The organism is Acinetobacter sp. S40, from assembly GCF_016624705.1.
GTDB lineage: Bacteria > Pseudomonadota > Gammaproteobacteria > Pseudomonadales > Moraxellaceae > Acinetobacter.
The window spans coordinates 1-16,069 of sequence record NZ_JACVTU010000021.1 but is presented as its reverse complement, the minus strand read 5'-3'; the positions used below and the strand labels follow the sequence as shown (position 1 = coordinate 16,069).

Below are 16,069 nucleotides of genomic sequence, written 5' to 3'. Positions count from 1 at the left end.
TAGGAATATTACAAATGCGTAAGTCTCAGCAAGGCGCTTCGTATTTAGCTATTTTATTTGGGGTAATTTTATTTGCGATGGCAGTCAAGGCTGCCGTTGCAATCTGGCCAGCGTATTGGGATGACCGGGTGATTAATAATCAGATTGAAGAGCTGGTGAAAAGTAGCCCTTCCGATATTACACCTACTAAGTTTGATACTCAGATGAATCAGCGTCTGGAAATGAACAATATCCGAGATTTACATTTCAAAGATATTGCTAAAGTATCAACTCAAGATGGTCTAAACGTCAGTAAGAAATACGAAATAAGAAAACCGTTCTTATTGAATATTGATTTAGTTCTAACATTCGAGAAAAATTTTGATCAAAGGTCAGTCCAAGCTAAGTGATCCTCGATTACCGAGCAGGATTGGTTATCAGTTTCAGCAAGCTGAGTTACTTCAGCTTGCTTTAACACACCGATCTGTCAGTCACAAATACAATTATGAGCGCCTTGAGTTTTTAGGTGATTCATTACTTGGCATGATTGTTGCCAATTATTTATATCAGACCTATCCGCATGAAAATGAGGGTCGGCTTACCCGTATGCGTGCTACACTAGTACGTCAGGAAGCTTTAGGCAAGATTGCAAACGATTTGAAACTTAGCCGGTGTTTAATATTAAGCACAGGTGAATTAAAATCGGGTGGTCATCATCGTGAATCGATATTAGCAGATACAGTCGAAGCCATCATTGGCGCAATCTATGTGGATAGCGGTGATTTAGAGTTACTGAAAAGTATTGTTTTAAAATGGTATACGCCTTATCTGGATCATATTGAGCCAAGTGATCAGCTTAAAGATCCTAAATCGCGTTTACAAGAGTATCTACAAGCACGTAAAAAACCTCTCCCTGTTTACGAGGTTGTAGATATTCAGGGTGATGCCCCTCATCAGCACTTTAAAGTCCAATGTTCGGTAGCTGGGCTACCTAATATTGTAGGTGAGGGTTCAAGCCGACGTTTTGCTGAACAGGCGGCGGCGGCAGAAATATTAAAGTTATTGGAGCAATAGCCTGCATGTCCATGCATTCTGATCAAGTCAATCCAGATTCAAATGAAAATCCTGAAAGTCAGGCCAATGAACTGATTGACCAATTCTTTAGTGACAAAGGTGTCACCATTCCTGCTGACTTTAGAAGTGGCTTTGTTGCGATTGTTGGACGACCGAATGTAGGTAAATCCACATTGATGAACCATTTATTGGGTCAAAAGTTATCGATTACTTCACGTAAACCACAAACTACACGTCATAAGATTGTTGGAATCGATTCACGTGAAAAGTCTCAGGCGGTATTTGTTGATACTCCAGGAATGCATAAAAAAGAAGTCCGCGCCATCAATAAAATGATGAACCGTGCAGCGCATTCGGCATTGCGTGATGTCAATTTGGTTTTATTCGTTGTAGATGCACAAAAATGGACTCAAAATGATGAGTTGGTTTTGGAAAAGCTTAAAAATGCAGAAATGCCAGTCATTCTTGTCATTAATAAGTTAGATACGTTTGAAAATAAGAATGAAGCTTTACCGCTTATTCGTGAGCGTGCAAAATTGATGAATTTTGCTGAAATTGTGCCTGTATCTGCATTACGTGGTGCGAATCTGGATCACTTACGTGACACCATTGAGAAATATTTGCCTTTTCAGCCACCACTTTATTCGCTAGATCAAATTACAGATCGTTCTGAGCGTTTTTTGGCAAGTGAAATTATTCGTGAAAAAATCATGCGTCAGCTTGGTGAAGAATTGCCTTATGATTTAACAGTACAAATTGAGTCGTTTAAAACGGAAGAAGAAACCATTAATGAAAAGACAGGCCGTTTAAAACCCGCCTGTACCTACATTGATGCAACCATTTTCGTGGAACGTGCTGGACAGAAAGCCATTGTAATTGGTGAAAAAGGTGCAAAACTCAAGCGTATTGGCATGGAAGCACGCACTGATATGGAAAAAATGTTTGAGCAGAAAATCATGCTGACACTTTGGGTGAAAGTCAAAGGCGGCTGGTCTGATGACGAACGTGCGCTCAAGAGTCTAGGTTACAGTGATATTTAAAATATACGTGGATAGAGAATAAGTAATGACAGTCATAATGCGATGTGTTGGTGTTTTAGCCTGTGTGTTAATGCTACAGGGATGTATCACCAAAATTGTGACTGTCCCCGTAAAGGTCGCTTATGGAACCACCAAAGCTGTAGTGAAAGGTACGGCTGCTGTAGTAGAGGCAGTTATTCCAGATGGTGATGATGATAAAGACCAACAAAAAAAGGATGATTAACTTCGTCTATGCGTAATGAAGTGATTCATGGCTATTTGGTTCATCATCGAAAATATCGGGAAAAAAGCCACATCGTGCATCTGTTTACTGAAGAATATGGTCGTATGGACGGGATTCTCAGGCAAACACCTCCCCCTCAATATCAACCTATTACTTTACAAGCGACAGGCAAAGGTGATTTGAAAAATTTCACTAAGCTTGAGATTTTAAATCATCCAGTTTTTTTTCATGGTGACGCTTTTTTTGCAGGATTTTACTTAAATGAAATCCTGTTACGTTTATGCCCATTAGAAGAAGCGATGCCACAAACGTTTAGTCAATATCAGAAAACATTGGCACAGTTGCAGCTTTTGTCTTCACATCCACAGCCTGCTTTATTTTTAAGACAAATTCTACGTCAGTTTGAACATGCTTTATTGCAAGAATTGGGCTATGCGGTCGATTTTCATGTGGATTGTAACCAGCAACCTATTAGTACATTAATGTCTTATCAATTTCAGACAACAGAAGGTTTTTTGCCTGTTGCGAGTCGTAGTTCTGCCACGCTAATGGGTGAGCTAATTTGTTGCATGCATAATTATGTAGAGGGCGAAGAATTTTCTGCTGAACAATTGCAATTATTAGGTAAACTATACCGTCAAATGATTACATCTTTGTTGGGTGATCGGCCTCTAAAAAGTCGTCAACTCTGGATACAAAGTACACAATCACATTCTTAATTTTTTGCTCTCAGGATTTATCTATGGCTGCTTTGCTTGGTGTGAATATTGATCACGTTGCGACATTGAGACAGGCGCGAGGTACAACTTATCCAGATCCAGTTCAGGCGGCGTTGGTCTGTGAACAGGCAGGTGCAGAGGGTATTACCTTGCATTTGCGCGAAGATCGTCGGCATATACAAGATGATGATGTGCGCCGTATGCGACCCTTGTTAAACACTCATATGAATTTGGAAATGGCTGTAACTGAGGAAATGGTTCAATTTGCCAAAGAGATTAAACCACAACATGTTTGCTTTGTGCCTGAGCGCCGTCAGGAAGTGACAACTGAAGGTGGTCTTGATGTGGTTGGTCAACTAGAGAAGATTAAAGCGGCTACTCAGGCTCTCGCTGAAATTGGTTGTGAAGTATCTTTATTTATTGATGCAGATTTGGCGCAAATTGATGCTGCTATTGCTTGTGGTGCACCCACGATTGAGCTGCATACGGGGGCTTATGCCGATGCAGAAAATGAGCAAGCACAACGTGCTGAACTTGAGCGCATTATTCAGGGTGCAGAATATGCGGCCAGCAAAGGCTTAATTGTTAATGCAGGACATGGCCTTAATCTGGACAATGTTGCCCCAATTGCTGCAATTCCTCAAATTCATGAACTGAATATTGGTCATTCGATAATTGCAGAGAGTATCTTTGTTGGTTTAGCTCAAGCTGTACAACAAATGAAAACCGCGATTCAGGCAGCAAGATAAGAGTTTATAAATGTCAAATCCCAACTATGATGAATTAATGCAGCCTGTCATTGTATTTTTAGGTTGTAGAACTCCTCAAGCGTGGTTAGATGAAGCCATAAATCATCTTGATTTGTTGATGCAAGACCATGCAAATTGTGAAAAAAAAGCAGCAGGAACGGCCATGAACCTGATGTTCCGTTACAGTTTTTTTACTGATTTGCAGGTGAAACTAGCGCAATTAGTTCGTGAGGAAATGCTGCATTACGAGCAAGTGCTTGAGTTTATGAAAAAACGTGGACAGGAATGGAAAGCAGTTAGTGCAGGACGTTACGCAGGTGGCTTACGTAAAGAGATCCGAACGTATGAACCTGAAGCATTGATTGATGTCATGATTGTCGGGGCATTTGTAGAAGCTCGTTCCTGCGAGCGTTTTTATGCATTGGCACCTTTAGTGGATGATGAACTTGGGAGTTACTATCGTTATTTGCTGAAATCAGAGTCCCGCCATTTTGAAGACTATCTGGCTTTGGCAATGGAAGTTGCAACTACGGCTAAGATGAAACATCCAGAAGAAGATATTCAGCAGCGAATTGCACATATTCGGGACGTTGAAAAAAACTTAATTTTGTCAACGGATGATGTATTTCGTTTTCATAGTGGTGTGCCCGCTAAACTAGCTGCATCTGTCTGATTTTTCATAATCCAACCACACAAAAGCCAGTTTAAAAACTGGCTTTTACACTTTTTTGAACAGTAATTAGCTGACTATTTTCTTTTGAATATCATGATGTACTAAACTTCCCCATACTAGTCCTGCGATAAAGCAAATACTAAAATAAACACCAAAAGCAGTAATGGGTAGGCTTGGTTGATTCAAAAAGAAATAGCGATAAAGCAACATTAAAATAGTAAAACCACAGCCCCAGAATATTCCACCATAAAGCAAAATAAATCTGAATTTGTCATTCATCATAATGGTCTTAAACTATGCCTGCGATAAATGCCCTATATAATATATTAATTTTTTCTCAAATGGTGAAATTTATTACAAATTTATGAATAAAAGAATGTTGCTGAAAATCGCCGCATTATCGAGACAAAAATTCGGTTAAACTATGCGTTCTGATCAAAGTGAGTGTGTTATGCAAACCCTACAATCCAGACTTAAGCAGGAAAAAATTTTAACTCCTGAATTAAAGAAATGGTTGTATGCATCAGGCTCGCTAACTCAACAATTGACAGATTTAGCTTCGGGTCAATTTCAAGTTGAACCGACTAAAGAACATTTTCAGCGTCTCAGTTTTATTGATAGTAAATGGATGAAAATGCCGCATGCGCATACAGCATGGGTGCGTGAAAGTTTACTGTATGGCTGCGAGACCCAGCCTTGGGTTAAAGCAAAAAGTATATTTCCGATTTTAAGCCTACAAAAAAAAGCCAGAATCTTTCAGCATATTGGTACAAAACCCATTGGCAAATTTTTATTTCAGCGCACAAACCCAGCCTGTGAACGTCGAGTAATTTATCTGGAGGATGGTTGGACTCGACAAAGTTGTTATGTGTGGCATGGTTGTAAATTTATTGTCCAAGAAACATTTCTCACAACATTTGAAAACTTTATCCAGAAGCAAATTGAGCAGGGGTAAGCCATGGCAGCAGTGCAATCCATCACTTGGCGACAACGTTTAGAAGCCTATTATTATTTATGTCGTTTTGATAAACCAATTGGGACTGAGCTGGTTTTCTGGCCAACCATGTGGGCATTATGGATTGCGGCTGAAGGGATTCCTCCATTACATATTCTCTTCGCGTTTGTGTTTGGTACGATTTTTATGCGCGCAGCAGGCTGTGCTATTAATGATTTTGCTGATCGCGAAGTAGATGGTCATGTTGAGCGAACTAAAACCAGACCACTGGCTACAGGTATTATTCGGCCCAAAGAAGCGATAGCCGTGTTTTTAATTTTGGTCGCAGCCAGTGCGTGTATGCTGTTTTTTTTGCCAATTGCAACTTTTTATTGTGCTTTTGGTGCTCTAGGCTTAGCGTTTGTTTATCCCTTTATGAAACGTTACACCCACTTACCCCAAGTGGTATTGGGTATGGCATTTTCATGGGGGATTCCGATGTCATTTACGGCATTGGGTAAGCCACTAGATTGGACATGTTGGTTACTTTATTTTGGAAATTTATGTTGGACAGTTGCCTTTGATACACAATATGCGATTACAGATCGTGAATATGATTTAAAAATTGGTGTGAAATCCACTGCGATTCTTTTTGGTAAATATGATATTGAAATCATTTCGCTCCTACAGTTTTTAAGTCTTGTGTTAATTGGTACATCTTTATACCTTGCCGATATTTTGTATCCATGGGGGCTGGTCGCTTTATTATTGGTTGCTGCTGATTATATTTATCAATGGTCAAAAACCAAAACTCGTGATCCTCAGTTATGCTTCTGGGCATTTCGGCATAATCGTTGGGTAGGCGTGATTCTATTTTTGGGTATTTTTCTGGCTTATCTATTTTAAAATATAATTTTGACCATCCAGTTAAAAAGTGTTCTATGCAGAGCACTTTTTTTGTGCATAAATAATCTTGCATAGCAGAGTATGCAAACTAAAACTTAAAAAACATAAAAAGGATATTTTATGAAACGGTCAAAAATTGCCTTAGCATTGGCATTTTCAGCTACGACATTATTCTTAAGTGCGTGTAATGATAGTAATGATGACTATATTGGAGTCAATCCAGAACAAACCTATATTTCAGAGACGACTTATAACAAGGATCAGGTTACAGGCGCTGCATCTGTTAAAGTAATGACGTATAACATGGTCAATGTTCTGGGCAAAACTGCCAAGGCGACGGCAATGGTGATGTTTCCAAAAATTACTCAGCCTGCTGATGGTTATCGCGTTGTCGTTTGGGAACATGGCACGGTTGGAGTGGGTGATAGCTGTGCACCGAGCAATACTACCATCAATCCACGATTTAAAATTTTGGCAGACACTCTTTTAGCAGCAGGTTATGTCGTTATTGCACCTGATTATGAAGGGTTAGGAACACCAGGAATTCATCCGTATCTTAATTTAGGAAGTGAGGCTAAATCTGCAATTGCAGCAGTTAAGGCAGCCAAGGATCATTATGGTAGTCAGCTCAATGGAACATGGATGTCTGTCGGTCAGTCGCAAGGAGGGCAAGCTTCCTTAGGTACTGCTGAATATGCAAATAACGATGCATCATATTTAGGTGCGGTTGCAGGAGCGCCAGCATCGAGTTTGGGTAAAATCATTTTAGAGGTAGCGCCGGCGGCATTGGCTGATATAGAGAAGAAAGAAATAACTGCCAATGTCCCGTTAGCCAATCGTGTGTCGGTCGATTCTTATGCGACTTTGCTTGCCTATGCTGCGCTTACAGGCGTTGGTATCAAAGCATACGACACACAATTTAATTATCGAGATATTTTTCAGGAAAGAGCAAAACCTTTGGCTGAGTTTGCCGAGGGAACGACGGGCGAAAATGGACTTTGCTTAGATAACGATGTTGCAAGTTTAAGTCTGATTGAAAAGTTTAAAACCGATATTATTAAATTCATGACGGATAATCCTGACAAAAAAGTCATGGATTATCCTGGTCTGGATACCAATAATTTTAAAACCAATCAAACGGTTCAAACCTTTTTGACGGCGAATCAACCTGGCACTAAACGTATAGATAAACCCGTTTACATCGTTCAAGGTACAGCAGATACTAACGTTCCATATCCTGTAACGCAGGCATTGGTTTCCAATTTGAAAGACACGTTGGGTTCACCCGATGTTGTACTTGATCCTGTTCTGAATGCAACGCATACTCAGGCGATTGTCTGTCGTAATCTACAAGTCTACAATTTTATTCAGGCTAAAATGCCCGCAAAAACAGGCATAACACTTGATACGGCGGCTATTGATGCAAGTATGAGTCCTCATTGTACAGGGGTGGGGTTATAAAATAGGCTGATATTAAGAAATTTTATATGCAAGCTTGATTACAAGAAGAGTAGCTGTGAAACACAGTTACTCTTTTATTTTATAAGCTTAAACTTGTTAAAGAGACTAAATGAACATCAAATTTTTGTTTAAATCTTTTAAAATCGCATAAAAAAAGCCCACCGAAGTGAGCTAAAGGGCTAAACTGATATAACGTAGAGAAATATATCATATTTACTATATGTATCTATAATACTTTGGATTAGAGAAAAAGAGTTAAGTCTTTAGTCGTAATTACCGCAAAATGTTGAACGATACAGTCATCCCGCATATAACAGGCAGAGTTTTAAAAGATCGGTATATTTTTTTATTTTTCGATTTAACCGATGAATTAATTGGTTTTATGGGTTGAGTTGAAGATGTTGTAAGGCAAAATTCACCTGTTGTAATTGCTGATTAAGCTGTTGTGGTGGAATACGAGTTTCCTGTAAATGAGTGATCCATTGCATTTGACAGATTTTAAGTTGTTTAATATTCGAGGCACTCTTAATTTGTTCTAAAAGTTGTCGTGCCAATAGTCCACAATAACTAGATAATGTTTCTGCCATTAATGTTTTTACTTCATCAAATGCCATAACGGATAAAGGTTCTAGTTGTGGTTGCACGTTTTGGATAGTATCAATATTGATTGGGTATTCTTGGCTTGAATTAATTTGAGCCATTAAGGATGTTTCATCAGGAGTTACATCAGATTGTATGGCATCAGACCTCTCTGACGATTCATCATTGAACTCGGTCGTTAGCGATGATAAAGATGTTGCCTGTGTATCGAACTGAATCAGTCCCATCTCTTCAAGTTGATATAATAATTCAGGCGATGCTATTTTTTCTCTGAATTGATCACTTAACTTATTAAAATCCTCAGTACCAATTAAAAGGAGTAATCGGCGCTGTCTGACATTTAGGTTTAACTGACGGTTTTCGAGAGCCGTATGTCCTTGCGCAGTTTTATAATAATGAGACATCCCCAATTTATCCATTTTATAAATTGGGAATACCATAAAACGAGAAAATTACATTAATATGAAATAACTTATAAATCAAAAAATTAGTTTTAGATTGCGGTCTTCTCTAACGCTTTTTTGAGGTAGGGGTCAAGTTCTTCCTGACGCAATAGCCAATTTATATAATCATGGGGTAAATCGGAAATCAAGGTGCCCTTGTGTTTACCAAAGTTAATTTTAGTGGGAATACGTGCCTGTTCCGAAGCCTGATAAAGCTCTTCAATATCATTAATATTAAGATGATGAACAATATGCATCAGGATATTGGCAGTTAAAATAATGTCTGCATCAGCACGATGCGCGCCTTTAAGTAGTTCCCTCGCTTTGTCACTACCTCGCGAGATGAGATAAATTAAAGCAGAGATATTATGCGCATCTGCTTGTGGCCAAACTTTTCGTGCAAGAGCTAAGGTACAAATTGCCTTAATATCTTGTGTTTCTACACCACATCGGGCAATCGCATTCATATCATAATCGACATTATGTCCAATAATATAAGTGGTATCAGCAGGTAAGACAAAAGAGGTATATAAAGGTTGATCGACAAGATCGGACTCAAGAATATGGTGTACAGCCATTGCTGCATAGGAAATCGGCTGATTGACCTGATAGAGTTGGTCAAATAGCTGAGTTTTATCCAGACTTAATTTACCCGCATGAACGTCTATAGGTGCATAAGCAATTTCGATAGGTAAACCATTGAGAGTATGGGTTTCGGTGTCCAGAATAATTGCAGTCATTAAATGAATAATCTCGGTACTACATCAAAAGTTAAATGTAGCATTCCTGATAAATTGTGAAAAGATTCAATTGTATTCATGAATGTTATGTTTCACTTTGTATAACTGTCTTGTTTCTATTGTTAAAAAGGGCATAATTTATAAATTGCATTGCCATGCAAAACAACAAGAATGTTGAATACCTTCAAAAGGATAAGAAAAATGAAAAAGACGTTGCTCACAGTCTGTACTCTTAGTTTAAGTATATTTTTATCAGCCTGTAATGATGATAATGACTGGGATGATGTTTTTAATCCTCCCTCAGATATTCCAGAAAATAATATTCAAAACCCAGTTGTTCGTACGGATAGTTATAGCATAACCGACATGAGTGCAATTGCAGGTGAAAGTCTGGTCATGACTTATAAAATGTTGGGCATTAATAATAGCGAAGTTCAAGCAACAGCATTAATTTTCACACCTAAAGGAGCTCCACCAGTCGGCGGCTGGCCTATTGTTGCTTGGGCTCATGGCACAACAGGCGTTGCTGATAAATGCGCACCCAGTCGAACCGCAATGGATACTGATATTAAAGGTATGATTGCCCAGTTATTGGCGAAAGGTTATGTGGTAGTAGCCCCTGATTATGAAGGTTTGGGAGAACCTAGCGGGCAGGAATTGCATCCATTTTTAAATGTAAAAAGTGAAGCTTTTTCAATCACTGATGCGGTTGTTGCTGCACGCAATTATTTGGGTAGTAAAGTAAATAATAAATGGGTCACCGTAGGACATTCACAAGGGGGGCAAGCGGCATTAGGCGCTGCCCAATATGCATCCCGTGCCAAACTGGATTATAAGGGGACCGTTGCTGTAGCGCCTGCATCTAACCTTGATCTAATTTTAACTTTAGGTGAAGCCTCAGTAGCAAATCAACCTGCGACTACACAGATTCCTGTATATGCAAGTCTCGATACCTTTACTGCATTAATTACCGCAGGATTGCGCAACCCAAATCCAGATTTTAAATATACTCAGGTGTTTAAAGACCCGACAGCGCAGATTGCTGAAAAATATGCAGAGACTGAATGTTCAGGCGATATTGCTAATGCATTTGGACTTAATATGACCTTATATGCTCAATCAACTGGAAGCTTAAATGGTTATGGGCGTACTCAGGATAATTTCCTTAATATTCCCACTGTGAAAAATTTTACTAGTAAGGATGGTCAGCCTTTAACTGTGAAAGTAACGACGCCGGTGACGATTTATCAGGGAAGCTATGACACCACTGTACCACGAATAGCCACTAACACATTGGTTGGTTCCGCCCAAGAAAAAGGAACGGTTATTCAATACAATACAGATGACAGTAGTACAGTGAAATGGGATCATGGTACTGCTTATACATTAAATATTGGTAATATTGTGCAAGACGTGGGGACGATGCTGTCCAAATAATCATTATTTTTATGATGCGTGGCTCATATAACTAACATGAGCCATTTTTATTTAAAACTGAGTAAAGTTCATTCTGCTTAATCTTAAAGTTCATGCTACAATAGCGCCCAATCTTAGCACGGCTTAAAAGCCCTAATTCATAGGACCCTCGCTAATGTTTGCCAACATTTCTCTTTCTGAATTTGATCCAGAATTAGCCAAAGCAATTGACGCTGAAGATGCGCGCCAAGAAGCACATATTGAGCTAATTGCATCTGAAAACTATTGCTCTCCTGCGGTGATGGAAGCGCAAGGATCAAAACTGACTAATAAATATGCAGAAGGTTATCCAGGCAAACGCTATTATGGCGGTTGCGAATATGTAGATGTGATTGAACAATTGGCGATTGACCGTGCTAAAGAACTTTTTGGTGCTGATTATGCTAATGTTCAACCCCATGCCGGTTCACAAGCAAACTCAGCGGTATATTTAGCTTTATTAAATGCTGGCGATACCGTATTAGGGATGAGTCTTGCACATGGTGGTCACTTGACACATGGTGCTAAAGTGAACTTCTCTGGTAAAACCTACAATGCCATTCAATACGGTTTAAACCCAGAAACTGGCGAAATTGATTATGAAGAAGTTGAGCGTTTAGCTTTAGAACATAAACCACGTATGATCGTGGCTGGTTTTTCTGCCTACAGTCGTGTTGTTGATTGGCAACGTTTCCGTGATATTGCAGATAAAGTCGGTGCTTATTTGTTTGTTGATATGGCTCATGTAGCTGGTTTGGTTGCTGCGGGTGTATACCCAAGCCCAGTTCAAATTGCTGATGTTACTACCACCACTACTCATAAAACACTTCGTGGCCCACGTTCTGGTTTGATTCTTGCTAAGGCAAATGAAGAAATCGAGAAAAAACTTCAATCTGCTGTATTCCCTGGCAATCAGGGTGGCCCACTAGTTCATGCAATTGCGGCCAAAGCAGTATGTTTTAAAGAAGCGATGGCGCCTGAGTACAAAACTTACCAGCAACAAGTGGTCAAAAATGCCCAAGCGATGGCAGAAGTATTGAGTGGCCGCGGTTACGATATCGTTTCTGGTGGTACAGATAATCATTTATTCTTATTGTCTTTAATTAAACAAGACATTACGGGTAAAGATGCTGATGCATGGTTAGGTAATGCTAATATCACTGTAAATAAAAATGCGGTTCCAAACGATCCACGTTCTCCATTTGTGACTTCTGGTATTCGTATTGGTACACCAGCAGTAACAACTCGCGGTTTTGGTGAAGCTGAAGTACGTGATTTGGCTGGCTGGATTGCTGATGTATTGGATAGCAAAGGTGATGAAAACGTAATCGCTGATGTGAAAGCCAAAGTTGAAGCAGTCTGTGCAAAATTCCCTGTATATGCTAACTAAGTTATTTACTTGAGAAGAAGCTCCCTCAAGGGAGCTTTTTTTATACGTGAATATTTAAAAATCAGAACTAAATTCTGATATAACGATAAGATTATATTTACGTGATTTATTTTGGAAAATCTATAAATTTAAGGAATTTATAAATGAAACAGCCCAATATTATTATTTCGTCTCAGGACCTACACCGTCTGGAAACGATGCTTGAACATCAAAATACTGAAACCGCAACGATGCAACATTTAGAAAATGAACTAGCGCGGGCAGACGTGGTCGATCCTGATCAAGTCCCAGCCAATGTGGTGAGTATGAACTCAAGAGTGAGTATTACCATTGCGCCATCTACTCAGTCAGTTGAAGTTACGCTGGTTTATCCGCATGATTTTACAGGCGATAAGAGTCAGGTCAATATCTTGGCTCCTATAGGGGCTGCGATCTTAGGGCTTACGGAAGGGCAAACGATTGAATGGCCGCAGCCTGATGGCCAATTAATGAAGATTAAAATTGAAAAAGTCATTTATCAGCCTGAACGTGAAGGAAAATATCTGTAATTTAGTATTTTTCAAGTGATTTGAGCTGATTAGAACATTAAGATTTAACATAAAATCATCATGTTGATATAAAAATAGACTTTGCACCCAAGTAATTTGTGCATATGATGAGTTGAGAAAAACTATTGGTTGATTATGACTCAGTTTAATTCATTGATTCCGCTGGATCAGATTGAGATTGATCCAAAAGCACTATTGGCAATTAAACGTAATGATCTAGTGCCTATACTGGAAGATCAGTATCAGCTCAATCATTATGCGGATCAACTTATTCAGTCTCAATCTGTTTTGTTAAATGGCGTTGATCCTAAACTGAATCACCAACTGAGTCAGATCATTTCTCAATTAATTGAGAAGTTGGCACAATCAAATAAGGTGCTAAAAAAACGTAAGTTTAATGGGCTGCAAAAATGGTTAGGCATTGATATTGAATATGATCATGGGCAGCTTCATTATTTAAATGAACTGGAACGTTTAATTAATGAGGCTAGCTTTTTGAGCCAGCGTTTACAGGTTGAGATTCAAAAGTCACAGGCGCGTGTCCAACAGGTATTGGGTCTCCGTGAACAAATGGCAAAATACATTGTGGCGGCACAAGAATTCTTAATCGAATATCCTGCCTTTATCAAACAACAACACCCACTGGATAATTTTGCGGAAAGATTATCTAAAAAAATAAACACGTTACAAACTTTACAAGCGAGTAATGATATTGCAATTACACAGATGCAGTTGGCTCAACAACTTTCTTTTACGTTACTTGATCGGTTTAAAGAGGCGCAACAAGTGTTAATTCCAGCATGGCAATATCATCTAAAGCAAAGCATGCAAACGCATTCGGTTACTGAACTGCAGAAACTGGATCTTAGCCGTGAAAAATTGATGAATACTTTAAAAAAATCATTAGAGAAAAATAGGGTGGAATGATGTCAAAACTTGAATCTGACAATAAAAATGGATTAGTCGAGCAATCAACAGAATTGCAGAAATACGAGTTTGAGCGTCTGAATTTAAAAGAATTAGGGCTGAAATCAGAGGATTTTGCTCAAGTGCTGGATGCACATCAGGCACTAGCCGACATGACACCTAGCAGTGTCTCAGAGTATGGTAAGGACATTGCCACCAAAACTTCAAGCTATACCGATGAGTTACTCAATCTGGTTCAAAATAAAGATCTTGATACGACTGGCCAAAAATTAAATGAAGTAGTTCAAGTTGCACAGCAGCTAAATACATCCAGTATTTTAAACAAGTCTAAAGGATCATCAATTCCAATTTTAGGGGGATTGTTCAATAAAATTAAAGGAGCGAAACAGAACTTTGACCAACATTTTAATACCACAAAAGAACAAATCGATGTTTTGGTCAAAGAGATTGAACGCTCTCAGACAGGTTTAAAAACTCGTGTTAATACGTTGGATCATATGTTTGATGCCGTGCAAGATGAATACAAACAACTGGGGATTCATGTTGCTGCTGGTAAGATCAAGCAGCAGGAAATTCAGCAACAAATTTCACAGCTGAGTCAAAAAGAGCAAGATCAACAAAGCACACAGCAAATTTATGATTTAAATCATCTGGCCAATAATCTGGAAAAACGAGTGAGTGATTTGCAAGTTCTTCAGCAATCAGCCATGCAAACTTTACCTATGATTCGTATTATTCAGTCCAATAATTTAATGTTAGTGGATAAATTTTATGCGATCAAAAATATTACTTTACCGGCATGGAAAAACCAAATTAGTTTGGCAATTTCCTTACAGGAACAAAAAAACAGCGTGCAATTGGCTAAGAGTATAGATGATGCAACTAATGATCTGCTACGTCGTAATGCGGATTTGTTGCATCAAAATTCGGTTGATACAGCGAAAGCCAATCAACGCTCTGTAATAGATATCGAAACACTTGAACATGTACAAAATACCCTCATTAAGACAGTGAATGATGTTATTCAGATTCAAAAAGAAGGCATGCAAAAACGTGATGAGGCTGCAACAAGATTACGTTTACTTCAGGAAAATCTGAATCAGCTCGTGATTGAGTCGAGTCATGATACTTCTTCAAATAAGTAAGAGCATGAAGGCTAACCTATTCAAAGCCTGAGGAGAGTAGATTGTCACCCGTTGAAAATTATCCAGCGAATGTTCAATCGATAGATTCCCGATTAAGCCAGTTAAAGACGCGCCAACATCGGGTAATCTTGTTGAGTCTGACAGCAACTGTGATTTTTATGATTGCTTTAGCTGCGTCATTTACTCAGCAAACGCTGGTTTATAGTTTTTTTGATCTCAGTCAACAAATTGAACAATTACATATTCCTGTTGCAATAGGCAATGAACTGTTGATTCATCAGCAACCTGACTATTTTACTAGTCTCTTGTCATGGTTTGGCTGGCTGATTTTAAAGCTTTTTGTGGCATTCTTTGCTGCTTTTATTTTTGTTCGAATTTTAAAAAAATTTAAATTTTTTCAGGTTCGCTTCCGTTCACTCATTTTGCGTTTTGTTGCTTGGTTAATCGGCTTTATTCTGATTTGGTCAGGTTTAACCTATTTGCAGTACGATGCCAAGAGCGATGAAAGTAAGGCTTACGAAGATTTGGTTGCTTATGATAAGACTATTCAACAAAGCCAAATTGCCGATGATTTGAAAGATTCGGATGCGCCCAATCCAGTAAAAGATTATCTTCTGGCACAGACTGCATTATTGCATCGACCTGTAGATAAAGACGCAGCATTGCCTTATATCTCCAATTTGATTCGCTCGGAACGAGTAGACCCTCATTTTATGGAATATGGTTTTAAACCAGAACAGCTTTGGATAATGCAACAGCAAATCTATGGAAAAGCTGTAACACCAATAGCACAAAGTGTTCAAAAACAAGCGAATCAAGCTCAGCAACTTTCTGAAATAGTTCAGTTATTATGTTGGGGATTGAGTCTAGTGGCTGCTTTACTCGCGATAATAACTTATGTTTTGGCTATGAATCTTAAAAATCGGGCCTCTAGAATTGAACAAAAAGATTAAATATAGGTTTGTTCGGTAAAACCGATCGAACTAATAAAAACATACTGTTTCCTCTATGTAACCTTTTACCGTATCATCCTCATTAAGTTAAGAATTTACTCCTCTGGAGA

The 16,069-nt window shown here is 38.8% G+C and carries 19 protein-coding genes; 16 read left to right on the top strand and 3 right to left on the bottom strand.

Features of this window, described 5'->3' with window-relative positions:
- Nucleotides 1–14 precede the first annotated feature (14 nt).
- Genes IAE19_RS15635 through IAE19_RS15605 form a run of 7 tightly spaced genes read left to right on the top strand, consistent with a single transcriptional unit; the run spans nt 15 to nt 4,457 of the window.
- Nucleotides 15–389: a DUF4845 domain-containing protein gene (locus IAE19_RS15635; RefSeq protein WP_200461839.1), complete on the top strand. Its 375-nt coding sequence runs from the start codon at nt 15–17 to the stop codon at nt 387–389.
- Nucleotides 361–1,053, top strand: coding sequence for a ribonuclease III (gene rnc, locus IAE19_RS15630; protein WP_200461838.1), 693 nt, complete (start codon nt 361–363; stop codon nt 1,051–1,053). The genes IAE19_RS15635 and rnc overlap by 29 nt, the downstream gene beginning before the upstream one ends.
- An 11-nt stretch (nt 1,054–1,064) precedes the next feature.
- Complete coding sequence (era, locus tag IAE19_RS15625; RefSeq protein WP_200461860.1) at nt 1,065–2,093, top strand: GTPase Era; 1,029 nt, start codon at nt 1,065–1,067, stop codon at nt 2,091–2,093.
- A 25-nt stretch (nt 2,094–2,118) separates the two neighbouring features.
- Nucleotides 2,119–2,316, top strand: a complete 198-nt coding sequence (locus IAE19_RS15620) for an NF038104 family lipoprotein (RefSeq protein ID WP_200461837.1) — start codon at nt 2,119–2,121, stop codon at nt 2,314–2,316.
- A gap of 8 nt (nt 2,317–2,324) precedes the next feature.
- Entirely contained in the window at nt 2,325–3,035 is a 711-nt protein-coding gene (gene recO, locus IAE19_RS15615; RefSeq protein ID WP_200461836.1) for a DNA repair protein RecO, read from the top strand.
- Between the two features lie 23 nt (nt 3,036–3,058).
- Nucleotides 3,059–3,784 carry a pyridoxine 5'-phosphate synthase gene (pdxJ, locus tag IAE19_RS15610; RefSeq protein WP_200461835.1) on the top strand — a complete coding sequence of 242 codons (726 nt, stop codon included), beginning with the start codon at nt 3,059–3,061 and terminating at the stop codon, nt 3,782–3,784.
- Between the two features lie 10 nt (nt 3,785–3,794).
- Nucleotides 3,795–4,457, top strand: a complete 663-nt coding sequence (locus tag IAE19_RS15605; protein WP_200461834.1) for a tRNA-(ms[2]io[6]A)-hydroxylase — start codon at nt 3,795–3,797, stop codon at nt 4,455–4,457.
- A gap of 66 nt (nt 4,458–4,523) precedes the next feature.
- On the opposite strand, the gene IAE19_RS15600 is transcribed toward IAE19_RS15605, so the two are convergent.
- Nucleotides 4,524–4,739, bottom strand: coding sequence for a hypothetical protein (locus IAE19_RS15600; RefSeq protein WP_120369561.1), 216 nt, complete (start codon nt 4,737–4,739; stop codon nt 4,524–4,526).
- Nucleotides 4,740–4,908: 169 nt separating this feature from the next.
- Between IAE19_RS15600 and IAE19_RS15595 the strand changes: the two genes are divergently transcribed.
- From IAE19_RS15595 to IAE19_RS15585, 3 genes are all read left to right on the top strand, one after another.
- Nucleotides 4,909–5,412 carry a chorismate--pyruvate lyase family protein gene (locus IAE19_RS15595; protein WP_200461833.1) on the top strand — a complete coding sequence of 168 codons (504 nt, stop codon included), beginning with the start codon at nt 4,909–4,911 and terminating at the stop codon, nt 5,410–5,412.
- 3 nt (nt 5,413–5,415) lie between these two features.
- Nucleotides 5,416–6,297: a 4-hydroxybenzoate octaprenyltransferase gene (ubiA, locus tag IAE19_RS15590; protein ID WP_200461832.1), complete on the top strand. Its 882-nt coding sequence runs from the start codon at nt 5,416–5,418 to the stop codon at nt 6,295–6,297.
- Nucleotides 6,298–6,417: 120 nt separating this feature from the next.
- Nucleotides 6,418–7,758 carry an alpha/beta hydrolase family protein gene (locus tag IAE19_RS15585; RefSeq protein ID WP_200461831.1) on the top strand — a complete coding sequence of 447 codons (1,341 nt, stop codon included), beginning with the start codon at nt 6,418–6,420 and terminating at the stop codon, nt 7,756–7,758.
- Between the two features lie 380 nt (nt 7,759–8,138).
- On the opposite strand, the gene IAE19_RS15580 is transcribed toward IAE19_RS15585, so the two are convergent.
- Both IAE19_RS15580 and IAE19_RS15575 read right to left on the bottom strand, forming a co-directional pair.
- Complete coding sequence (locus IAE19_RS15580) at nt 8,139–8,762, bottom strand: hypothetical protein (RefSeq protein WP_200461830.1); 624 nt, start codon at nt 8,760–8,762, stop codon at nt 8,139–8,141.
- An 89-nt stretch (nt 8,763–8,851) separates the two neighbouring features.
- On the bottom strand, nt 8,852–9,541 hold the full coding sequence (locus IAE19_RS15575; protein ID WP_200461829.1) for a putative quorum-sensing-regulated virulence factor: 690 nt from the start codon (nt 9,539–9,541) through the stop codon (nt 8,852–8,854).
- Between the two features lie 201 nt (nt 9,542–9,742).
- Here IAE19_RS15575 and IAE19_RS15570 point away from each other — a divergent pair, with 201 nt between their 5' ends.
- The 6 genes from IAE19_RS15570 to IAE19_RS15545 all read left to right on the top strand — a co-directional run bounded on the left by IAE19_RS15570 (nt 9,743) and on the right by IAE19_RS15545 (nt 15,959).
- Nucleotides 9,743–10,978 (top strand): alpha/beta hydrolase, encoded by a 1,236-nt coding sequence (locus tag IAE19_RS15570; RefSeq protein ID WP_200461828.1) that lies wholly within the window; start codon nt 9,743–9,745, stop codon nt 10,976–10,978.
- A 154-nt stretch (nt 10,979–11,132) separates the two neighbouring features.
- Nucleotides 11,133–12,386, top strand: a complete 1,254-nt coding sequence (gene glyA, locus IAE19_RS15565) for a serine hydroxymethyltransferase (protein WP_200461827.1) — start codon at nt 11,133–11,135, stop codon at nt 12,384–12,386.
- Between the two features lie 143 nt (nt 12,387–12,529).
- Nucleotides 12,530–12,934, top strand: a complete 405-nt coding sequence (rnk, locus tag IAE19_RS15560; protein ID WP_200461826.1) for a nucleoside diphosphate kinase regulator — start codon at nt 12,530–12,532, stop codon at nt 12,932–12,934.
- A gap of 135 nt (nt 12,935–13,069) precedes the next feature.
- On the top strand, nt 13,070–13,861 hold the full coding sequence (locus IAE19_RS15555) for a tellurium resistance protein (RefSeq protein ID WP_200461825.1): 792 nt from the start codon (nt 13,070–13,072) through the stop codon (nt 13,859–13,861).
- Nucleotides 13,861–15,006 carry a toxic anion resistance protein gene (locus IAE19_RS15550; protein ID WP_200461824.1) on the top strand — a complete coding sequence of 382 codons (1,146 nt, stop codon included), beginning with the start codon at nt 13,861–13,863 and terminating at the stop codon, nt 15,004–15,006. Before IAE19_RS15555 ends, IAE19_RS15550 begins: the two co-directional genes overlap by 1 nt.
- 41 nt (nt 15,007–15,047) lie before the next feature.
- A complete protein-coding gene (locus tag IAE19_RS15545) occupies nt 15,048–15,959 on the top strand; it encodes a hypothetical protein (RefSeq protein WP_200461823.1) in 912 nt (303 codons plus the stop codon).
- Nucleotides 15,960–16,069 lie beyond the last annotated feature (110 nt).